16 protein-coding genes are annotated in these 19,078 nt (G+C 66.6%); 3 read left to right on the forward strand and 13 right to left on the reverse strand.

Annotated elements, in window-relative coordinates:
• Positions 1-120: 120 nt before the first annotated feature.
• A complete protein-coding gene (locus tag NNX34_RS04700) occupies positions 121-624 on the reverse strand; it encodes a MarR family winged helix-turn-helix transcriptional regulator (protein ID WP_255765355.1) in 504 nt (167 codons plus the stop codon).
• A gap of 93 nt (positions 625-717) precedes the next feature.
• Between NNX34_RS04700 and NNX34_RS04705 the strand changes: the two genes are divergently transcribed.
• Complete coding sequence (locus NNX34_RS04705; RefSeq protein ID WP_255765356.1) at positions 718-2,580, forward strand: ABC transporter ATP-binding protein; 1,863 nt, start codon at positions 718-720, stop codon at positions 2,578-2,580.
• Positions 2,581-2,608: 28 nt separating this feature from the next.
• On the opposite strand, the gene NNX34_RS04710 is transcribed toward NNX34_RS04705, so the two are convergent.
• From NNX34_RS04710 to NNX34_RS04720, 3 genes are all read right to left on the reverse strand, one after another.
• A complete protein-coding gene (locus NNX34_RS04710; RefSeq protein WP_255765357.1) occupies positions 2,609-2,974 on the reverse strand; it encodes a VOC family protein in 366 nt (121 codons plus the stop codon).
• An 88-nt stretch (positions 2,975-3,062) separates the two neighbouring features.
• On the reverse strand, positions 3,063-3,422 hold the full coding sequence (locus NNX34_RS04715) for a VOC family protein (RefSeq protein WP_255765358.1): 360 nt from the start codon (positions 3,420-3,422) through the stop codon (positions 3,063-3,065).
• 94 nt (positions 3,423-3,516) lie between these two features.
• Positions 3,517-3,972 (reverse strand): MarR family winged helix-turn-helix transcriptional regulator, encoded by a 456-nt coding sequence (locus tag NNX34_RS04720; protein WP_255765359.1) that lies wholly within the window; start codon positions 3,970-3,972, stop codon positions 3,517-3,519.
• A 90-nt stretch (positions 3,973-4,062) separates the two neighbouring features.
• On the opposite strand from NNX34_RS04720, the gene NNX34_RS04725 reads away from it, so the two are divergent.
• Positions 4,063-5,304: a multidrug effflux MFS transporter gene (locus tag NNX34_RS04725; protein WP_255765360.1), complete on the forward strand. Its 1,242-nt coding sequence runs from the start codon at positions 4,063-4,065 to the stop codon at positions 5,302-5,304.
• A gap of 95 nt (positions 5,305-5,399) precedes the next feature.
• Here NNX34_RS04725 and NNX34_RS04730 read toward each other — a convergent pair whose 3' ends face one another.
• The 7 genes from NNX34_RS04730 to ctaD form a co-directional block, all read right to left on the reverse strand.
• Complete coding sequence (locus tag NNX34_RS04730) at positions 5,400-7,919, reverse strand: MMPL family transporter (RefSeq protein ID WP_255765361.1); 2,520 nt, start codon at positions 7,917-7,919, stop codon at positions 5,400-5,402.
• Positions 7,912-8,616: a TetR/AcrR family transcriptional regulator gene (locus tag NNX34_RS04735; protein WP_255765362.1), complete on the reverse strand. Its 705-nt coding sequence runs from the start codon at positions 8,614-8,616 to the stop codon at positions 7,912-7,914. Before NNX34_RS04735 ends, NNX34_RS04730 begins: the two co-directional genes overlap by 8 nt.
• A gap of 117 nt (positions 8,617-8,733) precedes the next feature.
• Complete coding sequence (locus NNX34_RS04740) at positions 8,734-9,711, reverse strand: aldo/keto reductase (RefSeq protein ID WP_255765363.1); 978 nt, start codon at positions 9,709-9,711, stop codon at positions 8,734-8,736.
• A 32-nt stretch (positions 9,712-9,743) separates the two neighbouring features.
• Positions 9,744-10,628: a Rieske 2Fe-2S domain-containing protein gene (locus tag NNX34_RS04745; protein ID WP_255765364.1), complete on the reverse strand. Its 885-nt coding sequence runs from the start codon at positions 10,626-10,628 to the stop codon at positions 9,744-9,746.
• Positions 10,629-10,759: 131 nt separating this feature from the next.
• Positions 10,760-12,148, reverse strand: a complete 1,389-nt coding sequence (locus NNX34_RS04750) for an FAD-binding oxidoreductase (protein WP_255765365.1) — start codon at positions 12,146-12,148, stop codon at positions 10,760-10,762.
• Positions 12,149-12,190: 42 nt separating this feature from the next.
• The gene (locus NNX34_RS04755; RefSeq protein WP_255765366.1) at positions 12,191-14,002 is read right to left on the reverse strand and encodes an L-lactate permease; all 1,812 of its coding nucleotides are present in this window, start codon (positions 14,000-14,002) and stop codon (positions 12,191-12,193) included.
• 197 nt (positions 14,003-14,199) lie between these two features.
• A complete protein-coding gene (ctaD, locus tag NNX34_RS04760; RefSeq protein WP_255765367.1) occupies positions 14,200-15,954 on the reverse strand; it encodes a cytochrome c oxidase subunit I in 1,755 nt (584 codons plus the stop codon).
• Positions 15,955-16,140: 186 nt separating this feature from the next.
• On the opposite strand from ctaD, the gene NNX34_RS04765 reads away from it, so the two are divergent.
• Positions 16,141-16,917 carry an SDR family oxidoreductase gene (locus tag NNX34_RS04765; protein ID WP_255765368.1) on the forward strand — a complete coding sequence of 259 codons (777 nt, stop codon included), beginning with the start codon at positions 16,141-16,143 and terminating at the stop codon, positions 16,915-16,917.
• A 9-nt stretch (positions 16,918-16,926) separates the two neighbouring features.
• Here NNX34_RS04765 and NNX34_RS04770 read toward each other — a convergent pair whose 3' ends face one another.
• Both NNX34_RS04770 and NNX34_RS04775 read right to left on the reverse strand, forming a co-directional pair.
• Positions 16,927-17,349: a ChaB family protein gene (locus NNX34_RS04770; RefSeq protein WP_255765731.1), complete on the reverse strand. Its 423-nt coding sequence runs from the start codon at positions 17,347-17,349 to the stop codon at positions 16,927-16,929.
• 140 nt (positions 17,350-17,489) lie between these two features.
• Entirely contained in the window at positions 17,490-19,040 is a 1,551-nt protein-coding gene (locus NNX34_RS04775; protein WP_255765369.1) for a sodium:alanine symporter family protein, read from the reverse strand.
• Positions 19,041-19,078 lie beyond the last annotated feature (38 nt).

The following is a 19,078-nucleotide window of genomic DNA, read 5'->3' on the forward strand; positions in this document are numbered from 1 at the left end:
CCTTATATCGAGACTTTTTTCAATCACCGGCAAATTGCCGCCAAGGAAGGCACGCAGCAATGCGTGGAATTCCCGTTCGAAATCTAACAGAGCGACCGCCACAGGAGAAAATCAGGCTGCTTAGCTTTCCATCATGTTTTGCCGGGACCCGTCCCTGCCTCCGCCAAGTTCCCCCAGGATCCGCGCCAGCTCCGCCCGGTCACCCGGCTCCAGGACGGAAAAGAACTCGTCCGCCTCGCGCTTCCGGTCCGCCAGCACCGTTTCCCGCAGCCGCTCCCCTGCCTGCGTCAGCGTCAGCAGGGTAGCCCGACGGTCGGTCGGATGCGCCCGGCGCTCCACCAGCCCCTTGGCAGTCAACTGGTCCACCACCTCCGTGGCCGAGCGCGGGGCAATGCGCAGCCGCTCCGCCAGTTCCTTCAGCCGCAGCCCCGGCTCGCAGCCGACCCCGGCCGTGTCCGGTGCCGCCCCGTGCGCCGCTGCCCGTGCCACGGCGCTCAGCGCCCGGAACTGGTGCGGCGTCAGGTCATACGGGGCCAGCTGCTGCATCCAGCGCTTCCGCAGTCCGCGGAACGCCGTATGCATCAGTTCCCCCAGGGCGGCCGGATCGGCAGAAGCATCAGTCATGAAAACAGTCTACCCATTTCGCGGTAACCACATAATGAGGTAACCTCTGCATTAGCTGCCGAATCGCATCTTCCGGCAGCGACAGGAGGAACCATGGCTATTCCCGAAGCGGCCCCCGAAGGCCCCGGAAGCGGCAGGGGACCAGGCGGCGGCCGCGGCCCCGCAAAGCTGAATCCCGCCGACCAAAAGCAACTGAACCGGCATCCGGTTCACCTGCGGCGCATCGCCGCACTATTCGCCCCGCACAAGGGGACCATCGCCGTCGTCGTCCTGCTGATCACTGCCTCGTCGGTGGTCGGCCTGGCACAGCCGTTCCTGGTCCGCGCGGTGATTGACGACGCACTGCCGCACGGCAACACCCGGCTGCTGCTGTTCCTGACCGCATCCATGGTGGGCGTGGCCGCCCTGACCGCCGCCATCGGCGTCGTACAGACCTGGCTGGCCACCAGCATGGGCCAGCGCGTTATGCACACCCTGCGCGTGGATCTCTTCACCCATCTGCAGGCCCAGTCGCTCGGCTTCTTCACCCGCACCCGCGGCGGGGAGGTGCAGTCCCGGCTCACGCACGATATCTCCGGCATGCAGTCCGTGGTCACCACCACCGCCACGGGCGTGGCATCCAACCTCACGACGGCGGTCGCCACCGCCGTGGCGATGGTGGCACTCTCCCCCGGCCTGAGCCTGATTTCGCTGGTGGTGCTCCCGCCGGCGATCTGGCTCTCCCGCCGCGTGGCGATGATCCGCCGCGACGTCACCGACGAACGCCAGCGCGAGCTCGCCGCCCTGCACACCCAGGTGGAGGAGGGCCTCTCGGTCTCGGGCGTCCGGCTGGCCAAAACGCTGGGCACCGGTCCGCGCGACGCCGACCGGTTCCGCGCCCGCTCCGAAACCCTGGTGGGACTGGAACTGCGCAGCCAGCTCGCCGGGCGCTGGCGGATGGCCACCATGCAGATTGTCTTCGCCGCCATTCCGGCCGTCATCTACCTCGCCGCCGGTTTCCCCGCCACCAGCGGCGGCATGACCATCGGCACCCTGGTGGCGTTCACCGGACTGCAGGCCGGCATCTTCCGGCCGGTCATGGGGCTGCTGAACATCGGCGTGCAGTGGGTGACCGCGCTGGCGTTCTTCAGCCGGATCTTCGAGTACCTGGACCTCGAGCCGCAGATCCGGCCGGCCGAAAATCCGGTCCGGCTGGACCCGGCAACCGTGCGCGGCGACGTGCGGTTCGAGGACGTGCACTTTGCGTACGACGACGGCACGGAAGTCCTGCACGGCATCGACCTGACGCTGCCCGCCGGGACCGCCACCGCCGTCGTCGGCCCCACCGGCTCCGGCAAGAGCACCCTGGCGTCCCTGCTGCCGCGGCTCAATGACACCGGCTCCGGCCGCGTCACCATCGACGGCGTGGACGTGCGCGACCTGGCCCCCGAGGACCTCGCCCGGATTGTCGGCGTCGTCTCGCAGGAGACCTACCTGATCCATGCCTCCATCCGCGAGAATCTGCTGCTGGCCGAGGCGGACGCCACCGACGAGCAGCTCTGGTCCGCGCTTGCCGCCGCGCAGATGGCCGACACCGTCGGCGCCCTGCCCGACGGCCTGGACACCCTGGTGGGTGCGCGCGGCCACCGCTTCTCCGGCGGGGAGCAGCAGCGGCTCGCCATTGCCCGCACCATCCTGCGCAATCCGCCGGTGCTCGTCCTGGACGAGGCCACCTCGGCGCTGGACAACACCACCGAAGCGCAGGTGCAGCTAGCCCTCGAGCTGCTGTCCGCCGGGCGCACCACGCTGACCATCGCGCACCGGCTCTCCACCGTGGAGAATGCGGATCAGGTGGTGGTGCTCGACGCCGGCCGGGTCATCGAAGCGGGCACGCCCGCCGAGCTGCGGGCGGCCGAGGGCGCGTTCGCCCGGCTTGCCGCGCACACCGCCACATTGGAGGACAACCTCGCCCGCTAATCTGCGGGACGCCGGCCGCCCCGGACGGCTAGGCCTGGCAGAGGCAGAACGGATGACCTGCCGGATCCAGGAACACGCGGAAAGTCCTCCCCAGCTGTTGCTCGTGTTTGGTTGCCCCAAGCGCGAGAACCGCGGCTTCCCCTTCGTCCAGATCGTCCACATCGACATCGATATGCATCTGCTGGGGAACATCCTGGCCCGGCCAGACCGGCGGAGTGTAGTTTTCCACCCGCTGGAAAGCGAAGCGCTGGCCGGTGACGTCGGAGATTTCGGTCCAGTCGCCGTCGTACCCGTCCAGGTCCACCTTCCAGTCCAGGAGGGCGCCGTAGAAGAGGGCGAGTGCCTCGGGGTCCGGGCAGTCGATAACCGTGCTGGGTACTCGTGCAATAGCCATGGCTGGAACCTTAGAGCACCCTGCCGCCGGCTGTCACGGAATTTCTGCCCACCCGATGCCGGGCGGGCGCCGGGCTTCAGTCATCCTGCTAGCCGACGCAGAGGCAGAACGGATGGCCGGCCGGGTCAAGGAACACCCGAAAGGTCTCCCCCGGCTGGTACTCGTGCTTGGTGGCGCCAAGGGCGAGGACAGCGGCTTCCGCCTCATCCAGGTCATCCACATCGACGTCGATATGCATCTGCTGGGGAACGTCCTGGCCGGGCCAGGCCGGCGGCGTGTAGTCCTCCACCCGCTGGAAGGCGAAGCGCTGGCCGGTGACGTCGGTGATGTCGGCCCAGCCGTCGTCGTCCACACCCACCTTCCAGTCCAGGAGGGTGCCGTAGAAGGTGGCGAGTGCCTCGGGATCCGGGCAGTCGATAACAGTGTTGGGAACGCGTGCGATAGCCATGGCCGGAAGCTTAGGACCCCATGCCGCCGGCTGTCACGGGAATTTCGGCCGCCGGTTTACCTTTCTGCTGCCGGTGTGAACCGGCAGCAGGCGTTCAGCCCCGGGCCTGCATGGTGCGGTTCAGGGCAACCAGCGCCCCCGATGCCGCCGCCAGCGCTTCCCGCTGGTCGGCATTCAGCCGCTCGATCCCGGCACGGATCGGCCCCGCCCAGGCGTGGGCAATGACCTCGTTCTGCGCCCGCGCCTCTTCCGTCGGCAGCAGGAGGCTGACCCGCCGGTCCGTCGGGCTGCTCGACCGCGTCACCAGCCCGCGGTCGGCCAGCGTACGGACGGCGGCGCTGGCATTGCTCTGCTTCAGCCCCATCAGCCGGGCGAGTTCCGTGACCGTCAGGCCCGGGTTGTCCAGCACATGCTTGAGCACGGCCAGCTCTGTGTTGGGCAGCGGTTCGATCCCGGTGATCTCGGGCGCCTTCCGGTGGATGTTCCAGGAAAGATCGCGCAGCAGGTCCGCAATTTCGCGCGTTGCCGCCGATGCGCCGTCGTTCGTCATGCCAACGATCCTAGCGCATATCTTAGGATATATATGTCTACATATGCTATGCTCGCTCGGCACTTAAACGGTTTTAGAAGAAGGTTTTCCATGACGAGCACCACGCTCCCCGCACCGCCCTCCAAGCGGCCCAACGCCGGCATGCTGACGGGCATCCTGGCCCTGCTGACCGCGGTGGCCCCGCTGTCCATCGACATGTATCTGCCGGCCTTCCCGCACATGGCGCATGACCTGAACACCAGCGCCACCGGCATCCAGCTCACCATGACGGCGTTCCTGGTGGGCCTGGCCCTCGGTCAGCTGGTTATCGGCCCGCTCTCCGACGGCGTCGGCCGCCGCAAGCCGCTGCTGGTCGGCTCCTTCGTTGCCTTGCTGGCCACCGTGCTCTGCGCCGCTGCCCCGAACGTTGAAATCCTGGCCACCGCCCGCTTCCTGCAGGGCCTCGGCGGCGCCGCCGGCATTGTGCTGGCCCGCGCCATTGTCTCGGACACCTCCCGCGGCGCGGCAGCTGCCAAGCTGCTGGGTGTGCTGACCATGATCAGCGTCATTGCCCCCGTGATCGGCCCGCTGGCCGGCGGCGGCATCATTGCCGCCGGCGGCTGGCGGATGGTGTTCTGGGTCCTCGCGGTCCTGGTCCTGCTGATGTTCCTGGGCGCACTGTTCGGAGTGAAGGAAACCCTGCCCGACGCCGACCGCAACCGCGGCGGCCTCAAGACCACCTTCCGCGTGGCGGGAGAAGTACTCCGCAACCGCAACTACACCGGCTACCTGCTGACCTTCTGCTTCTCCTTCGCTGGCCTCTTTGCGTACATCGCCGCCTCCCCGTTCGTCATCCAGAACATCCTGGGCATGTCCGAAACCCGGTTCTCACTCGTGTTCGCCATGAACGCCGTCGCCATCACCATCGTCAGTGCCGTAGCTGCCGCCCTGGCGGGCAAGGCACCGTACCGCCTGATGATCGCCGTTGGCCTGTCCGTCGCCGTCCTGGCGGCTGCCGGCATGCTCATTTCGGTGTCCAACGGCACCCCGACAGTCCCCACCCTGGTGCTGTTCGCCGTCTTCCAGGGTTCCCTGGGCCTGATCTTCGGCAACGCCACGGCGCTGGCGCTCGAAGAGGCCGGGCACCACGCCGGCACCGGCTCCGCTTTCCTGGGCTCCCTGCAGTTCCTGCTGGCAGCCCTCGTGTCCCCGCTGGTTGGCCTGTGGGGCGAAGAGACCGGCGTGCCGATGGGCGTCGCCATGCTCGGTTTCCTGGTCCTGGCCGCCGCGTCCTTCCTGCTGCTCACGCGTGCGTCCGTGGAAGCTCCGGCCGAAGAGGCCGCAGCCGTCTAGGCACGCTCTTCCCGGACTCCCATTCCCGAACCAAAAAGGTGCCGCCCTTCCCGAAGGAAGGGCGGCACCTTTTGTTCTCAGGAAACGGGCGGAAACTAGCTCCGGACCGGTTCCTCCACCTCTGAGTGCTGCTCATCGACGTGCGGATGGCGGCGTTCCAGGGACGCGCCCTCGACGTCGACGTCCGGCAGGATCTTGTCCACCCACTTCGGCAGCCACCAGGCCTTGTCGCCGGCAAGGTGCATCAGAGCCGGGATCAGCAGCATCCGGACCACGAAGGCATCAACCAGGACACCGAAGGCCAGGGCGAAACCAATCGGCCGGATCATCGTGCTGTGCGAGAAGATGAACCCGCCGAACACGGACGCCATGATGATGGCGGCCGCGGCAACCACCGAGCGGCCGGCGCGGAAGCCCTGCGCCACGGCGAGGCGTGCAGGGGCTCCGTGGACGTAGGCCTCCCGCATGCCCGAACCGAGGAAGAGCATGTAGTCCATGGCGAGTCCGAAGAGGATGCCCGCCAGGATGGTCGGCAGGAAGCTCAGGATCGGGCCGGGGGTTTCCACCCCGAAGATGCCGGACAGCCAGCCCCACTGGTAGATGGCCACCACGCCGCCGAGCGCGGCGAAGTAGGACAGGATGAAGCCGAGCGTGGCGATGATCGGAACAAAGATGGACCGGAACACCAGGATCAGGATCAGCAGGGACAGTCCCACCACCACGCCGAGGTAGAGCGGCAGGGCTTCGCCCAGCTTCTCGGAGATGTCGATGTTGCCGCTGGCGGAGCCGGCCACGCCGATCTCGTAGTCGCCGTTCTCACCCTCAATCGGGGACATGCCGCGCAGCGAGTTCACCAGGGCCTCGGTGGATTCGCTCGTGGGGCCTTCTTCCGGGATCACCTGGAAGGCGGCCACGCTGCGGTCCTCGGAGGTACCGATGGGGGCCACTGCCGCCACATCGTCCTGGTCGAAGATGGCGCTGGCAATCTCGTTCTGGGCTACCAGTGCTTCCTCTTCGCTAGGCTCGCCGGGCAGCTCGGCCACCAGCAGCAGCGGGCCGTTCTGGCCTTCCCCGAACTTCTCAGAGACTGCAGCGTAAGCCCGGTACTGGGTGGTGTCGTGGGATTCGGAAGAACCGTCGGGAAGGTTCAGCCGGAGGTCCATGGAAGGCACCGCCAGCAGCAGCAGCGCGGCAATGGAGGCAACAACCGTGATCACTGCACGGCCGGTCGACATGGGCTTGGCCTCGGCGAGCTGCGGGCGGCCTTCCTTGGAGTCGGCGCCCTCGGCCGGGGTGATGGCAGCGCGTTCCTTGCGGCTGAGGATGCGCATGCCTACAAGCTTCAGCAGTGCCGGGGTCAGGGTGACCGCAACCAGGACAGCGATGGCAACACAGGCTGCCCCCACGGTTCCCATGAGGCCCAGGAACGGGATGCCCGTGATGTTCAGGGCGAGCAGGGCGATGAACACGGTGGCACCGGCGAACACCACGGCGTTGCCGGAGGTGCCGTTGGCCAGCGCAATGGATTCCTGCAGGGAGAGGCCGGTCTTGAGCTGCCGGCGATGCCGGTTGACGATGAACAGTGCGTAGTCAATGCCCACTGCCAGGCCAAGCATCAGGCCGAGTACGGGGGTTACCGACGCCATTTCGACGACGCCGGAGAAGGCCAGCGCGCCGAGGGCGCCGATGCCCACACCGATCAGGGCGGTCAGCAGCGGCAGGCCGGCACCGATCAGGGTCCCCAGCATCACAAACAGGACGATTCCTGCGATGACGAGGCCAACTACTTCACCGATGCCGAAGAGTGCAGGCACCGCGGCGGAGATCTCGGCGGAGTAATCCACTTTCACCCCGTCGATAGGCTCGTCTTCAAAGACGGCCACCAGGGCGTCCTTGGTTTCCTCCGTCACTTCCATCTGCGTATCCGTGAAGGTCACGTTCAGGATGGCGGCGCTGCCGTCCTCGGAAACCATGCGGATCTCCTTGGCCATGTCCAGCAGGGCTGCACCCTGTTCGGCCTGCACCGCGCCGGCTTCCAGCTCTTCACTGCCGGCGTCCAGTTCCGCGCGCTTGGCATCCAGTTCGGCCTGCTGCGCGTCCAGCGCCGCCATCATTTCGGCGGGGGCGCCGGCTGCTTCGGCCTGCTGCCGTGCGGTGTCGAGCTGGGCCTGCCCGGCCTCCAGCTGGGCGCGGCCGTCCTCGATCTGGGCGCGGCCCGCCTCAACCTGCGCCAGGCCTGCCTCGAGCTCCTGCCCCTGCTTGGCCCGGTCCGCCTCGGTGGCGAACGGATCGATGACGTTTTCCACGCCGTCGATCTCGGCTGCCTTGTTCACCAGAGCGGTGATTTCCTGCTGCTGGGCGTCGGTGAAGCGGGAGCCGTCCTCCGTCTGGACCATCACGGAGCCGGAGCCGCCCGATGCCTGCGGAAGCTTTTCCTGCAGGCGTTCGGTGACCTGGGTGGTGGGCGTGTCGGGAATGGAGAACGCGGTGGTGAGGGTACCGCTGAAGAGCGTGAAGGCCACGCCGGCCACCACGAGCACTGCGAACCACGCCGCCAGCACAGTGCGTGCACGGCGGGCTGCAGCTGCTCCGAGGCGGTAGAGGAATTCAGCCATTGAGAGTCTGTCCTTTAGAGGGATGGTTGGAGGAAACTACGGAACTAGGGCAGGGTTGGCCGGCCTGGCCGGCCGGTCCGGCGGCATGGCCGGTACGGACGGTTTCGAGGAGCTGGTCCAGCATCCGCGCCCAGCTGCGCCGGGACTCCGGGGTGTCGACGGCGCCGGTGGCGCAATGCCAGTGGTGGTACAGCACCCCAAGCCCGCTGGTCAGGGCGCCCACCAGAAGGTGCACGCTGAGCTTGTCGGCCTCGGGGTGGCGGCTGAGCATCACGGCTGACAGCCGTTCGCTGAGCTCGGTGAAGGCCCGCAGGGCCATGGGATGTGCCGTCACCGCCGGCCCGCCGTCGCCGAGCACGCGGTTCAGGTAGGCCATGGGTGCCACCAGGTCCGCCTTGCGGAAGGCCTCGGCAATTTCGTCCAGCACGGCCGGGCCGTCGGACGCCGGGACGGCGGTCAGGCTGGCGACGGCGGCGCTGAGTATGTCGCTGCACACCTCCGAGACAATGTCGTTGATGGAGGCAAAGTGGTTGAACACCGTGCGGCGCGAAACGTCTGCGCGCTGCGCCAACTCGTCCACGGTGAAGTCCGTGGCCTGGCGTTCGTCCATCAGCGCGGCCGCGGCAGCAACAATGTCCTGCCGGTGGCGGCTTTTCAGCGCTTTGCGGCGGTCTTCAACCGGGAGGGTGGTGAGCACGTTTCTACACTACGTGCATCATTGCACTCGGTGCAAACGATTCCGGAAGGCGTCGATACCCGAGCAGGTCCGCGCGGATCTGACGGCAGTGGGCGGGGCCTGACGCGATCCGCCGGGTCAGTACCGGGCGCCCTCCGGCTGCGGTGCGTCATTGAGCAATGCCAGGTCCTCGCCACTGAGCACCAGGTCCCCGGCACCCACGTTTTCGCGCAGGTATTTGGGGGTCTTGGTGCCGGGAATCGGAATTACCCGCCGGCCCTGGGCCACCGTCCACGCCAGCGCCACCTGGGCGGGCGTGGCCCCCACCCGTGCCGCGACGTCGTGCACCCGTTGCACAATGGCGAGGTTTGCCTTGAGGTTCTCCTGCTGGAAGCGCGGAAGCCTGCGGCGCATGTCATCAGCGGGCAGGTCGTCGAAGGAGGTGAAGCGGCCGGTGAGGAAACCGCGGCCCAGCGGCGAGAAGGGCAGGAACGCCATCCCCTGCTCCTCGCAGTAGGGCACGACGTCGGCCAGCCGGTCCCGGGTCCAGAGCGAGAGTTCGGACTGCACGGCGGTCACCGGATGCACCGTCTGCGCCAGCCGGATCTGTTCCACGCCGGCCTCGGACAGGCCGATGGCCCGGGCCTTGCCGTCACGGACCACCTGGGCCATGGCGCCCCAGGATTCCTCAAGCGGCACCTGCGGATCCACCCGGTGCAGGATGTATAAGTCCACGTGATCGGTGCCGAGCCGGCGCAGGCTCGCATCGATGGATGCGCGGATGTGCTCGGGGCGGCCGTCCTTCTTCAGTCCGGGCATGGTTCCGGCAGCCGGGGCCTCGTTGCTGACCTCCAGCCCCACCTTGGTAGACAGCACCACCCGCTCCCGGTAGCCGTCCTTCAACGCCTGCCCCACGAGTTCCTCATTGGTGTAGGGGCCGTACACGTCGGCGGTGTCAATCAGGGTGGTCCCGAGTTCGATCGCTCCGCGGATTACCGAGATAGAGGTTTCGTCGTCGCGTTCCGCATTCATGTCGTAGGCGTAGCTCATGCCCATGCAACCCAGGCCGATGACGCCGACCTCTGGACCATTGGCTCCCAGTGAAGTTGTACGCATTGCAGGCTCCTTGCGTAGTGCAGCGGACAGGTTTAAGGCTTAACGCTCACTTCCAGCAGACCGTCCCGGATCCGGGTGGAAAAAACCGGCTGCGGGGAGGTAGCCGGTCCGTGCACCACTTCACCCGACTGCACGGAGAACGTGCTGCCGTGCCAGGGACAGACAATGCACAGCTCGTTTTTCACTTGGCGGAGCTCACCCTCGTGCAGGGGACCGCCGAGATGGCTGCATGTGTCCGCCAGGACGGAAACCGCACCGTCCGCGGCGCCGTCGGTCCGTTTAAGCACCATGAGGTTCACCGTTCCGAGCCGGGCCGGCTGCGGAACCCCCGAAGCGAACGACGCCGCGGGTCCCAGCGAGTGCCAGCCTTCCGGCACCTTCCCGGCGAAGTCCCCATTGCGGTTGACTCCCGCCCCCTGCCGGTAGGACAGGTGTCCGCCCAGGAAGCCGCCGGCACCGGTGACTGCAAGGCCGGTGAAGGCCAGGACCCGGCCCAGGCCCGTCCGGCCCCGCCCCCGCACCAGCCAGGAGGCGGAATAGAGGCCGACGGCGAGTGCGTTGGCGCCCTGGTGCACAATTCCGGTGCGCCGCTGTTCGGTATCCAGCTGGGAGAAGTCCGCGGCGCCCGCGAGCGCCGTGGGACCAGCCGCTGCTACGCCCACGCCAACCAGGGTCCGGGCGGCCCGCTCGTTACCGGGCAGCACGTCCAGCACGGCAGCGGAAACCCACGCTCCCAGCGGCACCACGATCATCAGCGGGTGCAGGGGATGTCCCAAGGGGACGCCGTGCAGGACGTCCCGGACGGCAGGCCAGGGCAGCACCGACTTCACGGTCTTCGCCATCCAGCCGGCTGCAGGGTCCAGCCAGCCCGCGTTTTCCAGTTTGTCGGCAACAGTAACCAAGGGCAGTCGGCGCATGGCCCCTCCTCACGGGGATAAACAGCTGGTGGACTGCACAGGGTAGGCCCCGTCTGGGGCGTGCGCCACCGAAACCCCGGCACCGCGGCGCCCCCGGCTACTGTTGCGCCGGTCCCGGGGGCCGGCCCGGCCTAGAGCGCCTTTCCCGGGTTGAGGATGCCCAGCGGGTCCAGGGCGGTGCGGATGGTGTGCATGACCTCGAGGGATACCTCGCCCAGCTCCTCTGCCAGCCAATCCCGCTTGAGCAGCCCGATGCCGTGTTCGCCGGTGAGGGTGCCGCCCAGTCCATGGGCAAGGTGGAACATCTCCCCCAGGGCCGCTTTCGCCGGACCGGTGGTGACCGAGTCCTCCGGATCCAGCACGATCATGGGATGCAGGTTCCCGTCGGAGGCATGCGCGATGGTGAAGATGCGGACCCCGGTGCGCGCGGAGATTTCTTCGAGCCCAGTCACCACTTCCGCCAGCCGTCCCCGGGGAACGCCGATATCGCCGATCGACACCCGGCCCAGCTTCTCCAGTGAGGGGATGGCTTCCCGGCGCGCAGTGATCAGCGCGGCGGCGTGCTCGTCGTCGACGGCCCTTTCGCAGCTGCCCAGCGTCGTCAGGACGTCCATCACCACGTCCTGTTCAAGGAACGCACCGTACCCGTCCGTCTGCACCAGCAGGAACGCTCCGCCCTTTGAGCGGTAATCCGTCCCCATGGCCATATCCACCGCTTCCAGCGTTTGTCCGTCCATCAGCTCCATCACGGACGGCTGGATCCGGGCGGCTACGACGGCGGACGCGGCCTGGGCAGCGGCGGTGACGTCCGGGAAGAAGGCAGCCACTGTGGCGGTATGCACCGGTAGCGGGCGCAGCCGCAGCGTGGCTTCGACCACCACCCCCAGCGTCCCCTCCGAACCGATCATCAGGGCGTTGAGGTCATAGCCGCTGACACCCTTGATGGTTTCGCGGCCGGTCCGCAGTTCCCGTCCGTCCGCCAGGATCACGCGCAGGGCCAGCACCGATTCCCGGGTGACGCCGTACTTGGCGCAGCGCATGCCGCCGGCGTTCGTGGCGATGTTGCCGCCGATGCTGCAGATGGCGGTGCTTGCCGGATCCGGTGCATAGAAGAGCCCATACTCCGCGGCGGCCGCATTGAGGTCGGCGTTGAGCACTCCGGGCTCCACCACGGCCAACTGCTCCACGGGGTCGATGCGCAGGATCCGGTTCATGCCCGAAACATCGAGCACCAGTTCCCCGGCCCGGGAGGACGACGCCGCGGCGAGCCCGGTGCCGGCTCCCCGCGGAACCACGGGTATGCGGTGTTCGGTGGCCAACTTGAGGGTGGCGACGACGTCGTCGGCGGTGCGGGCGAGCACCACGCCGTCCGGCAGCGATTCCGGAACGAAGCCGGACCTGTCGGTGCTCACCCGTTGCCGGTCCGCTTCCAGGAAGGAAACGGAAGGGAAGCCGCTTAGGACGGTGCTGCCGGAGCCGGCAGTGTTAGCGGGAACCGGGTTGAGGGAGTGCGTGCTCACGGGACTTCTCCTTGTAGTTCGGGGAGGTGGTTCGGGCAGGGATTAGGGGACCATCCAGCCAAGAATCGACGTGGACTGCAGCCAGATCAGCACGGTGATGAACGCCAGCAGGCCAAGGCTCCAGCCGATGAGTTTGCGCAGCAGGGTTCCTTCCGCCCCCTCCAGGCCTACAGCGGCGGAGGCGATGGCCAGGTTCTGCAGCGAAAGCATCTTGCCCATAACGCCTGCGGAGGAGTTGGCTGCGGCCATGAGCGTGGGCGACAGCCCGGTTTCGTTGGCCGCGGCTACCTGCAGGGCGCCGAACAGGGAGTTCGAGGAGGTGTCGGAACCCGTAAGGGCCACGCCGATCCACCCCAGCAGAGGGGAAAGCAGTGCGAAGAAGCTTCCCGCGGAGGCCAGGGCGACCCCGAGGGTGGTGGTCTGGCCGGAAAGGTTCATCACGAAGGACAGGGCCAGCACGGAGCAGACGGTCAGGATGGTCCAGCGCAGCTGCTTCAGCGTTTCTCCGTAGACGCGTACTCCGCGGCCCGCCGCGATCCGGTACAGCACCATGGTGATGATGCCGGAGAAAAGCAGCAGGGTGCCGGTGGCCCGGATGTGGTCAAAACGCAGTGTCTGGGCAGCCGCCGGTTTGCCGTTGTTTCCGGTGACGTCGAGTCCCGGCCACAGGAACGTGGTGCTGCCGATGCTGGTCAGCCAGGTCTTGACCACGGGAACCTGGGCAATGGAGAACACCACGATGATCACCAGATAAGGTGCGATGGCCATCCAGACATCGTGTCCGGAGGGCCGTCCGGTGGTGGTGCCGCTGGCAGCTCCGTCTCCCTCCCCGCCGTCGGCCCCCGCGCCCACGGCGGTTGCTCCCCCGGCAGCCCCTCCGCTTGCGGCACTGGTTCCGGCCCCTGGTGCGGAACCGCGGCCCGCTCCGGTGAGGGTGTCCGTTCCGACGGATTCCGTTTCCGACACCGACGCGGTTTCCCCTGCCTTCTCGGCCTCGCGGGTTTCACCGGTCATGCCGATGATCTCGGACGGCTGCCAGACCCGGAGCATCAGGAGTACTGCCACTACTGTCACGACGGCGGCAACGACGTCGGTCAGTTCCACAATGAAGAAGTTCGAGGCCGCGAACTGTGCCAGCCCGAAGGCCGCTCCGGCGACGAGTGCTACCGGCCACGTCTGCCGCAGACCGCGTTTACCGTCCACCAGGAAGACCAGGATCAGCGGAACCACCAGCGCAATGAAGGGTGTCTGCCGTCCGGTCATGGAGGACAGTTCCTGCAGCGGGATGCCCGTGACACCGTTCAGCGCGATGATCGGTGCCGCCATGGCGCCGAAGGCCACCGGCGCCGTGTTCGCCAGCAGGGCGACCATGGCGGATTTCAGCGGCTTCATGCCTGCGGCCATCAGCATGGCAGCCGCGATGGCTACGGGCGCTCCGAAGCCGGCCAGGGATTCCAGCAGGGCGCCGAAGCAGAAGGCGATCAGGATGGACAGGATGCGCAGATCGTCCGAGATGGAGCGGATGGTGCGCCCCAGGACCTCAAACCACGGCGTTGCCACGGTCAGCTTGTAGATCCACAGGGCGTTAATCAGGATCCAGAGGATGGGGAAGATGGCATAGAAGGCGCCGAGCCCCGTGGCTGAAAGGACCTGCCCCACCGGCATCTTCCAGCCCACGACGGCAAGGATGATGGACAGTGCCAGGCTGATCAGTGCCGCCTGGTAGGCCTTCATCCGGAACACGCCCAGCAGGACAAACAGAATCAGCAGCGGCAGCGCGGCCAGGATGGCGGACAGGGCCAGGGAACCGGCAATCGGGTCGAGGGGCTGTTGGAACGCAGCAGCAGTCGTCACAAAAACTCCTTTGTTTTTGTTTCCACATCCACGGTGATGATGCGTTGACCCTAGGCCCGCCCCTTGGCAGGGTCAACGGCTGGTGACCACCCGGAACAAAATCGGCTCAGCCAAACCGAAGCGCCGTAAACACAATCGCCGCCGCGGTTCCCTGCCGGTAAGGGCCCGGGAACCGCGGCGGCGGCTGCAGTAGTTACCTATTGCCGCGGATCGGGATTGCGCGGCTGCTCGCTGCCCATATCCGCAGCACCGAACAGTTTTTCCGCCGGCGAATTCGTGTCGGAGTTCGCGCGCGCCATCAGTTCGGGATGGTGGAGGTCCAGCGCGGGCCGTTCCGAGCGGATCTTCGGCAGCGAGGTGAAGTTGTGCCGCGGCGGCGGGCAGGAAGTGGCCCACTCCAGCGATCCGCCGAAGCCCCACGGATCATCCACCTCGACCTTCTTGCCGTGCCGCCAGGTGCTGTAGACATTCCAGAAGAAGGGAATCATGGACAGCGCCAGGATGCCCGATCCGATGGTGGAGAGCTGGTTCATTCCGGCGAAGTTGTCCTCCACCAGGTAGTCGGCGTATCGCCGGGGCATCCCCAGCACGCCCAGCCAATGCTGGATCAGGAACGTGGTGTGGAAACCCAGGAAAAGCAGCCAGAAGTGGATCTTGCCGAGCCGTTCGTTCAGCATTTTCCCGGTGAATTTGGGCCACCAGAAATAGAATCCCGCGAACATTGCAAAGACCACGGTCCCGAACACCACGTAGTGGAAGTGCGCCACCACGAAATACGTGTCCGAGACGTGGAAGTCCAGCGGCGGGGAGGACAGGATGATGCCGGTCAGTCCGCCGAAGAGGAACGTGATCAGGAAGCCGATGCTCCAGAGCATGGGGGTTTCGAAGGTAATGGACCCCCGCCACATGGTGCCGATCCAGTTGAAGAACTTCACCCCGGTGGGCACTGCGATCAGCATGGTCATGAAGGAGAAGAAGGGCAGCATAACGGCGCCGGTCACATACATGTGGTGCGCCCAAACGGTCATCGACAGGGCGGCGATGGCAATCGTGGCGAACACCAGGCCCTTGTAGCCGAAAATGGATTTCCGGCTGAACACCGGGAGGATTTCGGAGACGATGCCGAAGAACGGCAGCGCGATGATGTAGACCTCGGGATGGCCGAAGAACCAGAACAGGTGCTGCCAGAGGATGGAGCCGCCGCGTTCCGGGTTGAAGATGTCCGCCCCGAAGCGCCGGTCCGCGCCCAGGGCGAACAGTGCTGCGGCCAGGGGCGGGAACGCCATCAGGACCAGAATCGCCGTCACGAGGGTGTTCCAGGTGAAGATCGGCATCCGCCACATGGTCATGCCGGGCGCGCGCAGGCAGATGATGGTGGTGACAAAGTTGACCGAGCCCAGGATGGTGCCGAAGCCGGATAACGCCAGTCCGAAGACCCACAGGTCACCGCCGAGGCCGGGGCTGAACGCGACGTTGGACAGCGGCGTATAGGCTGTCCAGCCGAAGGACGCGGTGCCCTGCGGGGTGATAAACCCGGACAGTGCAATCAGCGAGCCAAACAGGAAGAACCAGAATGCCAAGGCGTTCAGGCGCGGGAACGCGACGTCGGGCGCCCCGATCTGCAGCGGCATGATCACGTTCGCGAAGCCGGCGAAAAGCGGAGTGGCAAACATCAGCAGCATGGCGGTGCCGTGCATCGTGAAGAGCTGGTTGTACTGCTCCCGCGTCTGCAGGATCTGCATCCCCGGTTCAAACAGCTCGGCGCGGATAATCAGTGCCATCACACCGGCCAGCGAGAAAAAGACGAAGGACGTGATCAGGTACATGTAGCCGATGGTCTTGTGGTCCGTGGAGGTGATCCAGTTGACGACGATCCGCCCCCTGGACACCGGCACCACCCGGGGCGCTACAAACGTTCCGTCCGGTTCCGCGGTGTATTTCACTGTCGACATGGAACTATCCCGATCCGCCGAAGGGTACTGCCCTGCCAGGAACATCCGAGACTGTGCTTGGTATCGTATGGCGGCGGCGGACAGCCCGCCAGACCCCTGCGGGAATCAGCAGGCAGCGGCACGCGATGCGGCAGGCCCGTTCCGGAACCGGTGCCGCCCGGAGGAAGGGCAAGGCACAATGCAATGATGGACAACCAGACCCGTTCGACCGAAACACCTCCGCCCCTGACCGCCGTTATTACCGGGGCGGGGTCGGGGATCGGCCGTGCCACGGCCCGGGCTTTCCTGTCCGCCGGTTTCCGGGTGGTCCTGGCCGGCCGCCGGGAGGCGGAGCTGCAGGAAACCGCCGCCGGCTCCGAAGCGGCACTCGTGGTGCCCGCGGACATAACGGTGCCCGACGACGTCGAGCGGCTTTTCGCCGCGGCCGTCGGCGCATTCGGGCGGATAGACGTGTTGTTCAACAATGCCGGGACGTTCGGTCCCACGGGCAGCATCGACGAGCTGAGCATCGAGGACTGGAACCGGACCCTGGCGGTCAACGTCACCGGCACCATGCTGTGTGCCGCTGCGGCCGTGCGGCACATGAAGGCCCAGTCCCCGCAGGGCGGCCGGATCATCAACAACGGCTCGGTGTCGGCGCACACGCCCCGTCCACTTTCGGCGGCGTATACCGCGACCAAGCACGCGGTCACCGGCCTGACCAAGGCCATAGACCTGGACGGGCGCCCCTTCGGCATCACCTGCGGGCAGATCGACATCGGCAACGCCGCCACCGACCTGCTTGCGGGGATCGGCGGCGGGCAGGGGGCGCTGCAGGCCAACGGCACCCGGGCCGAGGAACCCTCGTTCCCCGCGGAGGAGGCCGCTGCCGCCGTGCTGTTTATGGCCTCCGCCCCGGCGTCGGCCAATGTCCGCTCACTGCTGGTTACCGCGGCCGGGATGCCTTTCGGCGGCCGCGGCTAGGGCCCGCCGCTAGCTTTCCCGGGCCTTCCGGGTCTGCTTTTCGCTGGCCTTCTGCAGCGCCTCCACCAGCTCGTCCTTGGTCATCTTCGAGCGGCCGGGAATGTCCAGCCGGGACGCGAGTTCGTACAAGTGCGCCTTGGACGCGTTGGCGTCCACTCCTCCGGCCGTGTTCTTGGACGAAGTACGCCCTTCGGCAGCACGGGCATCGGAGGGTCCTTTCTGCTCCTTTTCCTCCCAGTGGTCGCCCACTTTTTCGTGGGTGTGCTTGAGGGAGGCGTACGCCGTCCGGGCGGCCCGCTCGCCGTCGCCGTATTCCTCCACCGCGGAATCGTAGGTTTTGGCGAACGTGTTCTGAGCCTTGGAATCCGAGCGCTGCAGGGTCGAAGGCAGTTCGCTCTTCACTGCGCGGTCGTTCTTGCCGGTCTTAGGCATCGTCATCCCTGTCCGTAGATTTCCTTACGGTCTACCACCCTGCGCGGCACGGGCTCAACCAAAAACTCCCCCGCGGCTTCCGGGCGATACCCGGAAGCGGCGGAGGAGTTTGGCAGCAAGGGCACGTGCCCGACGCACGGTTACGCGGTGGCGGCGGCGGCCTCGATGTCGTCGTCGTCAATGCCCAGCATCTCCAGCTTTCCGCTCTTGCGGTCTGCCAGGTACTGCTTCATTTCCTTCTTGATCACGGGCAGCAGCAGGTACACGCCGAGCAGGTTCACGAACGCGCAGACAAAGAGCGCGGCGTCGGCGAAGCTGATGACCTGGCTGAAGGACAGGACGCAGCCGGCCACGGTGAAGAGCAGGAAGATGACCTTGTAGGCGATCTCGCGGCGCTTGCCGCGGCCGAAGAGGTACTCCCAGGACTTCAGGCCGTAGTAGGACCAGGTGATCAGGGTGGAGTAGGCGAAGAGCGCCACGGCGATGGAGAGCACGATCGGGAACCACGGCAGGACGGTGGCGAACGCATCGGAGGTGAGGATGACGCCGTCGGGCGCGTCGCCTCCGGCCTGGACCTGGTCAATTCCTGCCTGCAGGCTGGGGGTGGAGGCCATGATGATGGCCAGGGCGGTCATGGTGCAGATGAGCACGGTGTCCACCAGCGGTTCGAAGAGCGCCACGAAGCCTTCGCTGACCGGCCGGCGGGTCTTGACCGCCGAGTGGGCGATAGCTGCGGAACCGACGCCCGCCTCGTTCGAGAAGGACGCCCGCTGGAAGCCCACGATCATAACGCCTAAGATGCCGCCGGCGAAGCCCTCGGGACGGAACGCCCCCTCGATGATGGCGCCGAAGGATGCCGGCACGTTCTCGAAGTTGACGATGATGACGAACAGGCAGGCCAGAATGTAGATGCCACCCATGGCCGGCACCAGCTTGGAAGTGGTGGCACCGATGGACTTGATGCCGCCGAGGATCACCACGGCCACCAGGGCCGCCAGGACCAGTCCGAAGATCAGGGCCGCGCCCGCGCTGCCGAGGAGACCGTCCTCGCCGCCGGTGACGTTCTGGATCTGCGCGAAGGTCTGGTTGGCCTGGAACATGTTGCCGCCGGCAATGCCGAAGATCAGGATCGCTACCGCAAAGATTCCGGTGAGGATCTTCGCGGGCCAGCGGCCCAGGCGCCGGAAGGCTACCGGCAGGTACTTGAACGGACCGCCGCTGATCGAGCCGTCTTCATGGACTTCGCGGTACTTCACGCCGAGCGTGCATTCCGCGAACTTCGAGGCCATGCCCAGCAGGCCGGCCAGGATCATCCAGAAGGTTGCGCCGGGACCGCCCAGGGCCATGGCCGCACCGACGCCGGCGATGTTGCCGAGGCCGACTGTGCCGGACAGGGCGGAGGTAAGGGCCTGGAAATGCGGCACCTCCCCCGGATCATCCTTGGAGGAGAATTTGCCGCGGACCACCTGGGTGGCCACCTTCAGTCCGCGGAACTGGATGAAGCCGAAGTAGAAAGTGAAGACGATGCCGGCGAGGATCAGCCAGGCGACCACTACGGGGAAACTGAAGTCGCCGATGCTGACCGGGAAGAACACGATCCCGGAGAACACGGTGGTAATCGGTTCGAAAAAGGAGTTGACCGCGGAGTCGATGGTGCCGAGCAACCCACCGTCCTCAGATGCCGGTGCCATGGAGACTGCCCGAGCTGCGTTCATTTGGTTCGAACCCC

This window comes from Arthrobacter sp. zg-Y1116 (assembly GCF_024385485.1).
GTDB lineage: Bacteria > Actinomycetota > Actinomycetes > Actinomycetales > Micrococcaceae > Arthrobacter_B.

Coding starts and splice junctions, on each gene's coding strand:
- NNX34_RS04705 (WP_255765356.1), top strand. CDS start 718: ATGGCTATTCCCGAAGCGGCCCCCGAAGGCCCCGGAAGCGGCAGGGGA.
- NNX34_RS04775 (WP_255765369.1), bottom strand. CDS start 19,040: ATGGCACCGGCATCTGAGGACGGTGGGTTGCTCGGCACCATCGACTCC.
- NNX34_RS04725 (WP_255765360.1), top strand. CDS start 4,063: ATGACGAGCACCACGCTCCCCGCACCGCCCTCCAAGCGGCCCAACGCC.
- NNX34_RS04715 (WP_255765358.1), bottom strand. CDS start 3,422: ATGGCTATCGCACGCGTTCCCAACACTGTTATCGACTGCCCGGATCCC.
- NNX34_RS04730 (WP_255765361.1), bottom strand. CDS start 7,919: ATGGCTGAATTCCTCTACCGCCTCGGAGCAGCTGCAGCCCGCCGTGCA.
- NNX34_RS04765 (WP_255765368.1), top strand. CDS start 16,141: ATGGACAACCAGACCCGTTCGACCGAAACACCTCCGCCCCTGACCGCC.
- NNX34_RS04740 (WP_255765363.1), bottom strand. CDS start 9,711: ATGCGTACAACTTCACTGGGAGCCAATGGTCCAGAGGTCGGCGTCATC.
- NNX34_RS04770 (WP_255765731.1), bottom strand. CDS start 17,349: ATGCCTAAGACCGGCAAGAACGACCGCGCAGTGAAGAGCGAACTGCCT.
- NNX34_RS04700 (WP_255765355.1), bottom strand. CDS start 624: ATGACTGATGCTTCTGCCGATCCGGCCGCCCTGGGGGAACTGATGCAT.
- ctaD (WP_255765367.1), bottom strand. CDS start 15,954: ATGTCGACAGTGAAATACACCGCGGAACCGGACGGAACGTTTGTAGCG.
- NNX34_RS04720 (WP_255765359.1), bottom strand. CDS start 3,972: ATGACGAACGACGGCGCATCGGCGGCAACGCGCGAAATTGCGGACCTG.
- NNX34_RS04745 (WP_255765364.1), bottom strand. CDS start 10,628: ATGCGCCGACTGCCCTTGGTTACTGTTGCCGACAAACTGGAAAACGCG.
- NNX34_RS04710 (WP_255765357.1), bottom strand. CDS start 2,974: ATGGCTATTGCACGAGTACCCAGCACGGTTATCGACTGCCCGGACCCC.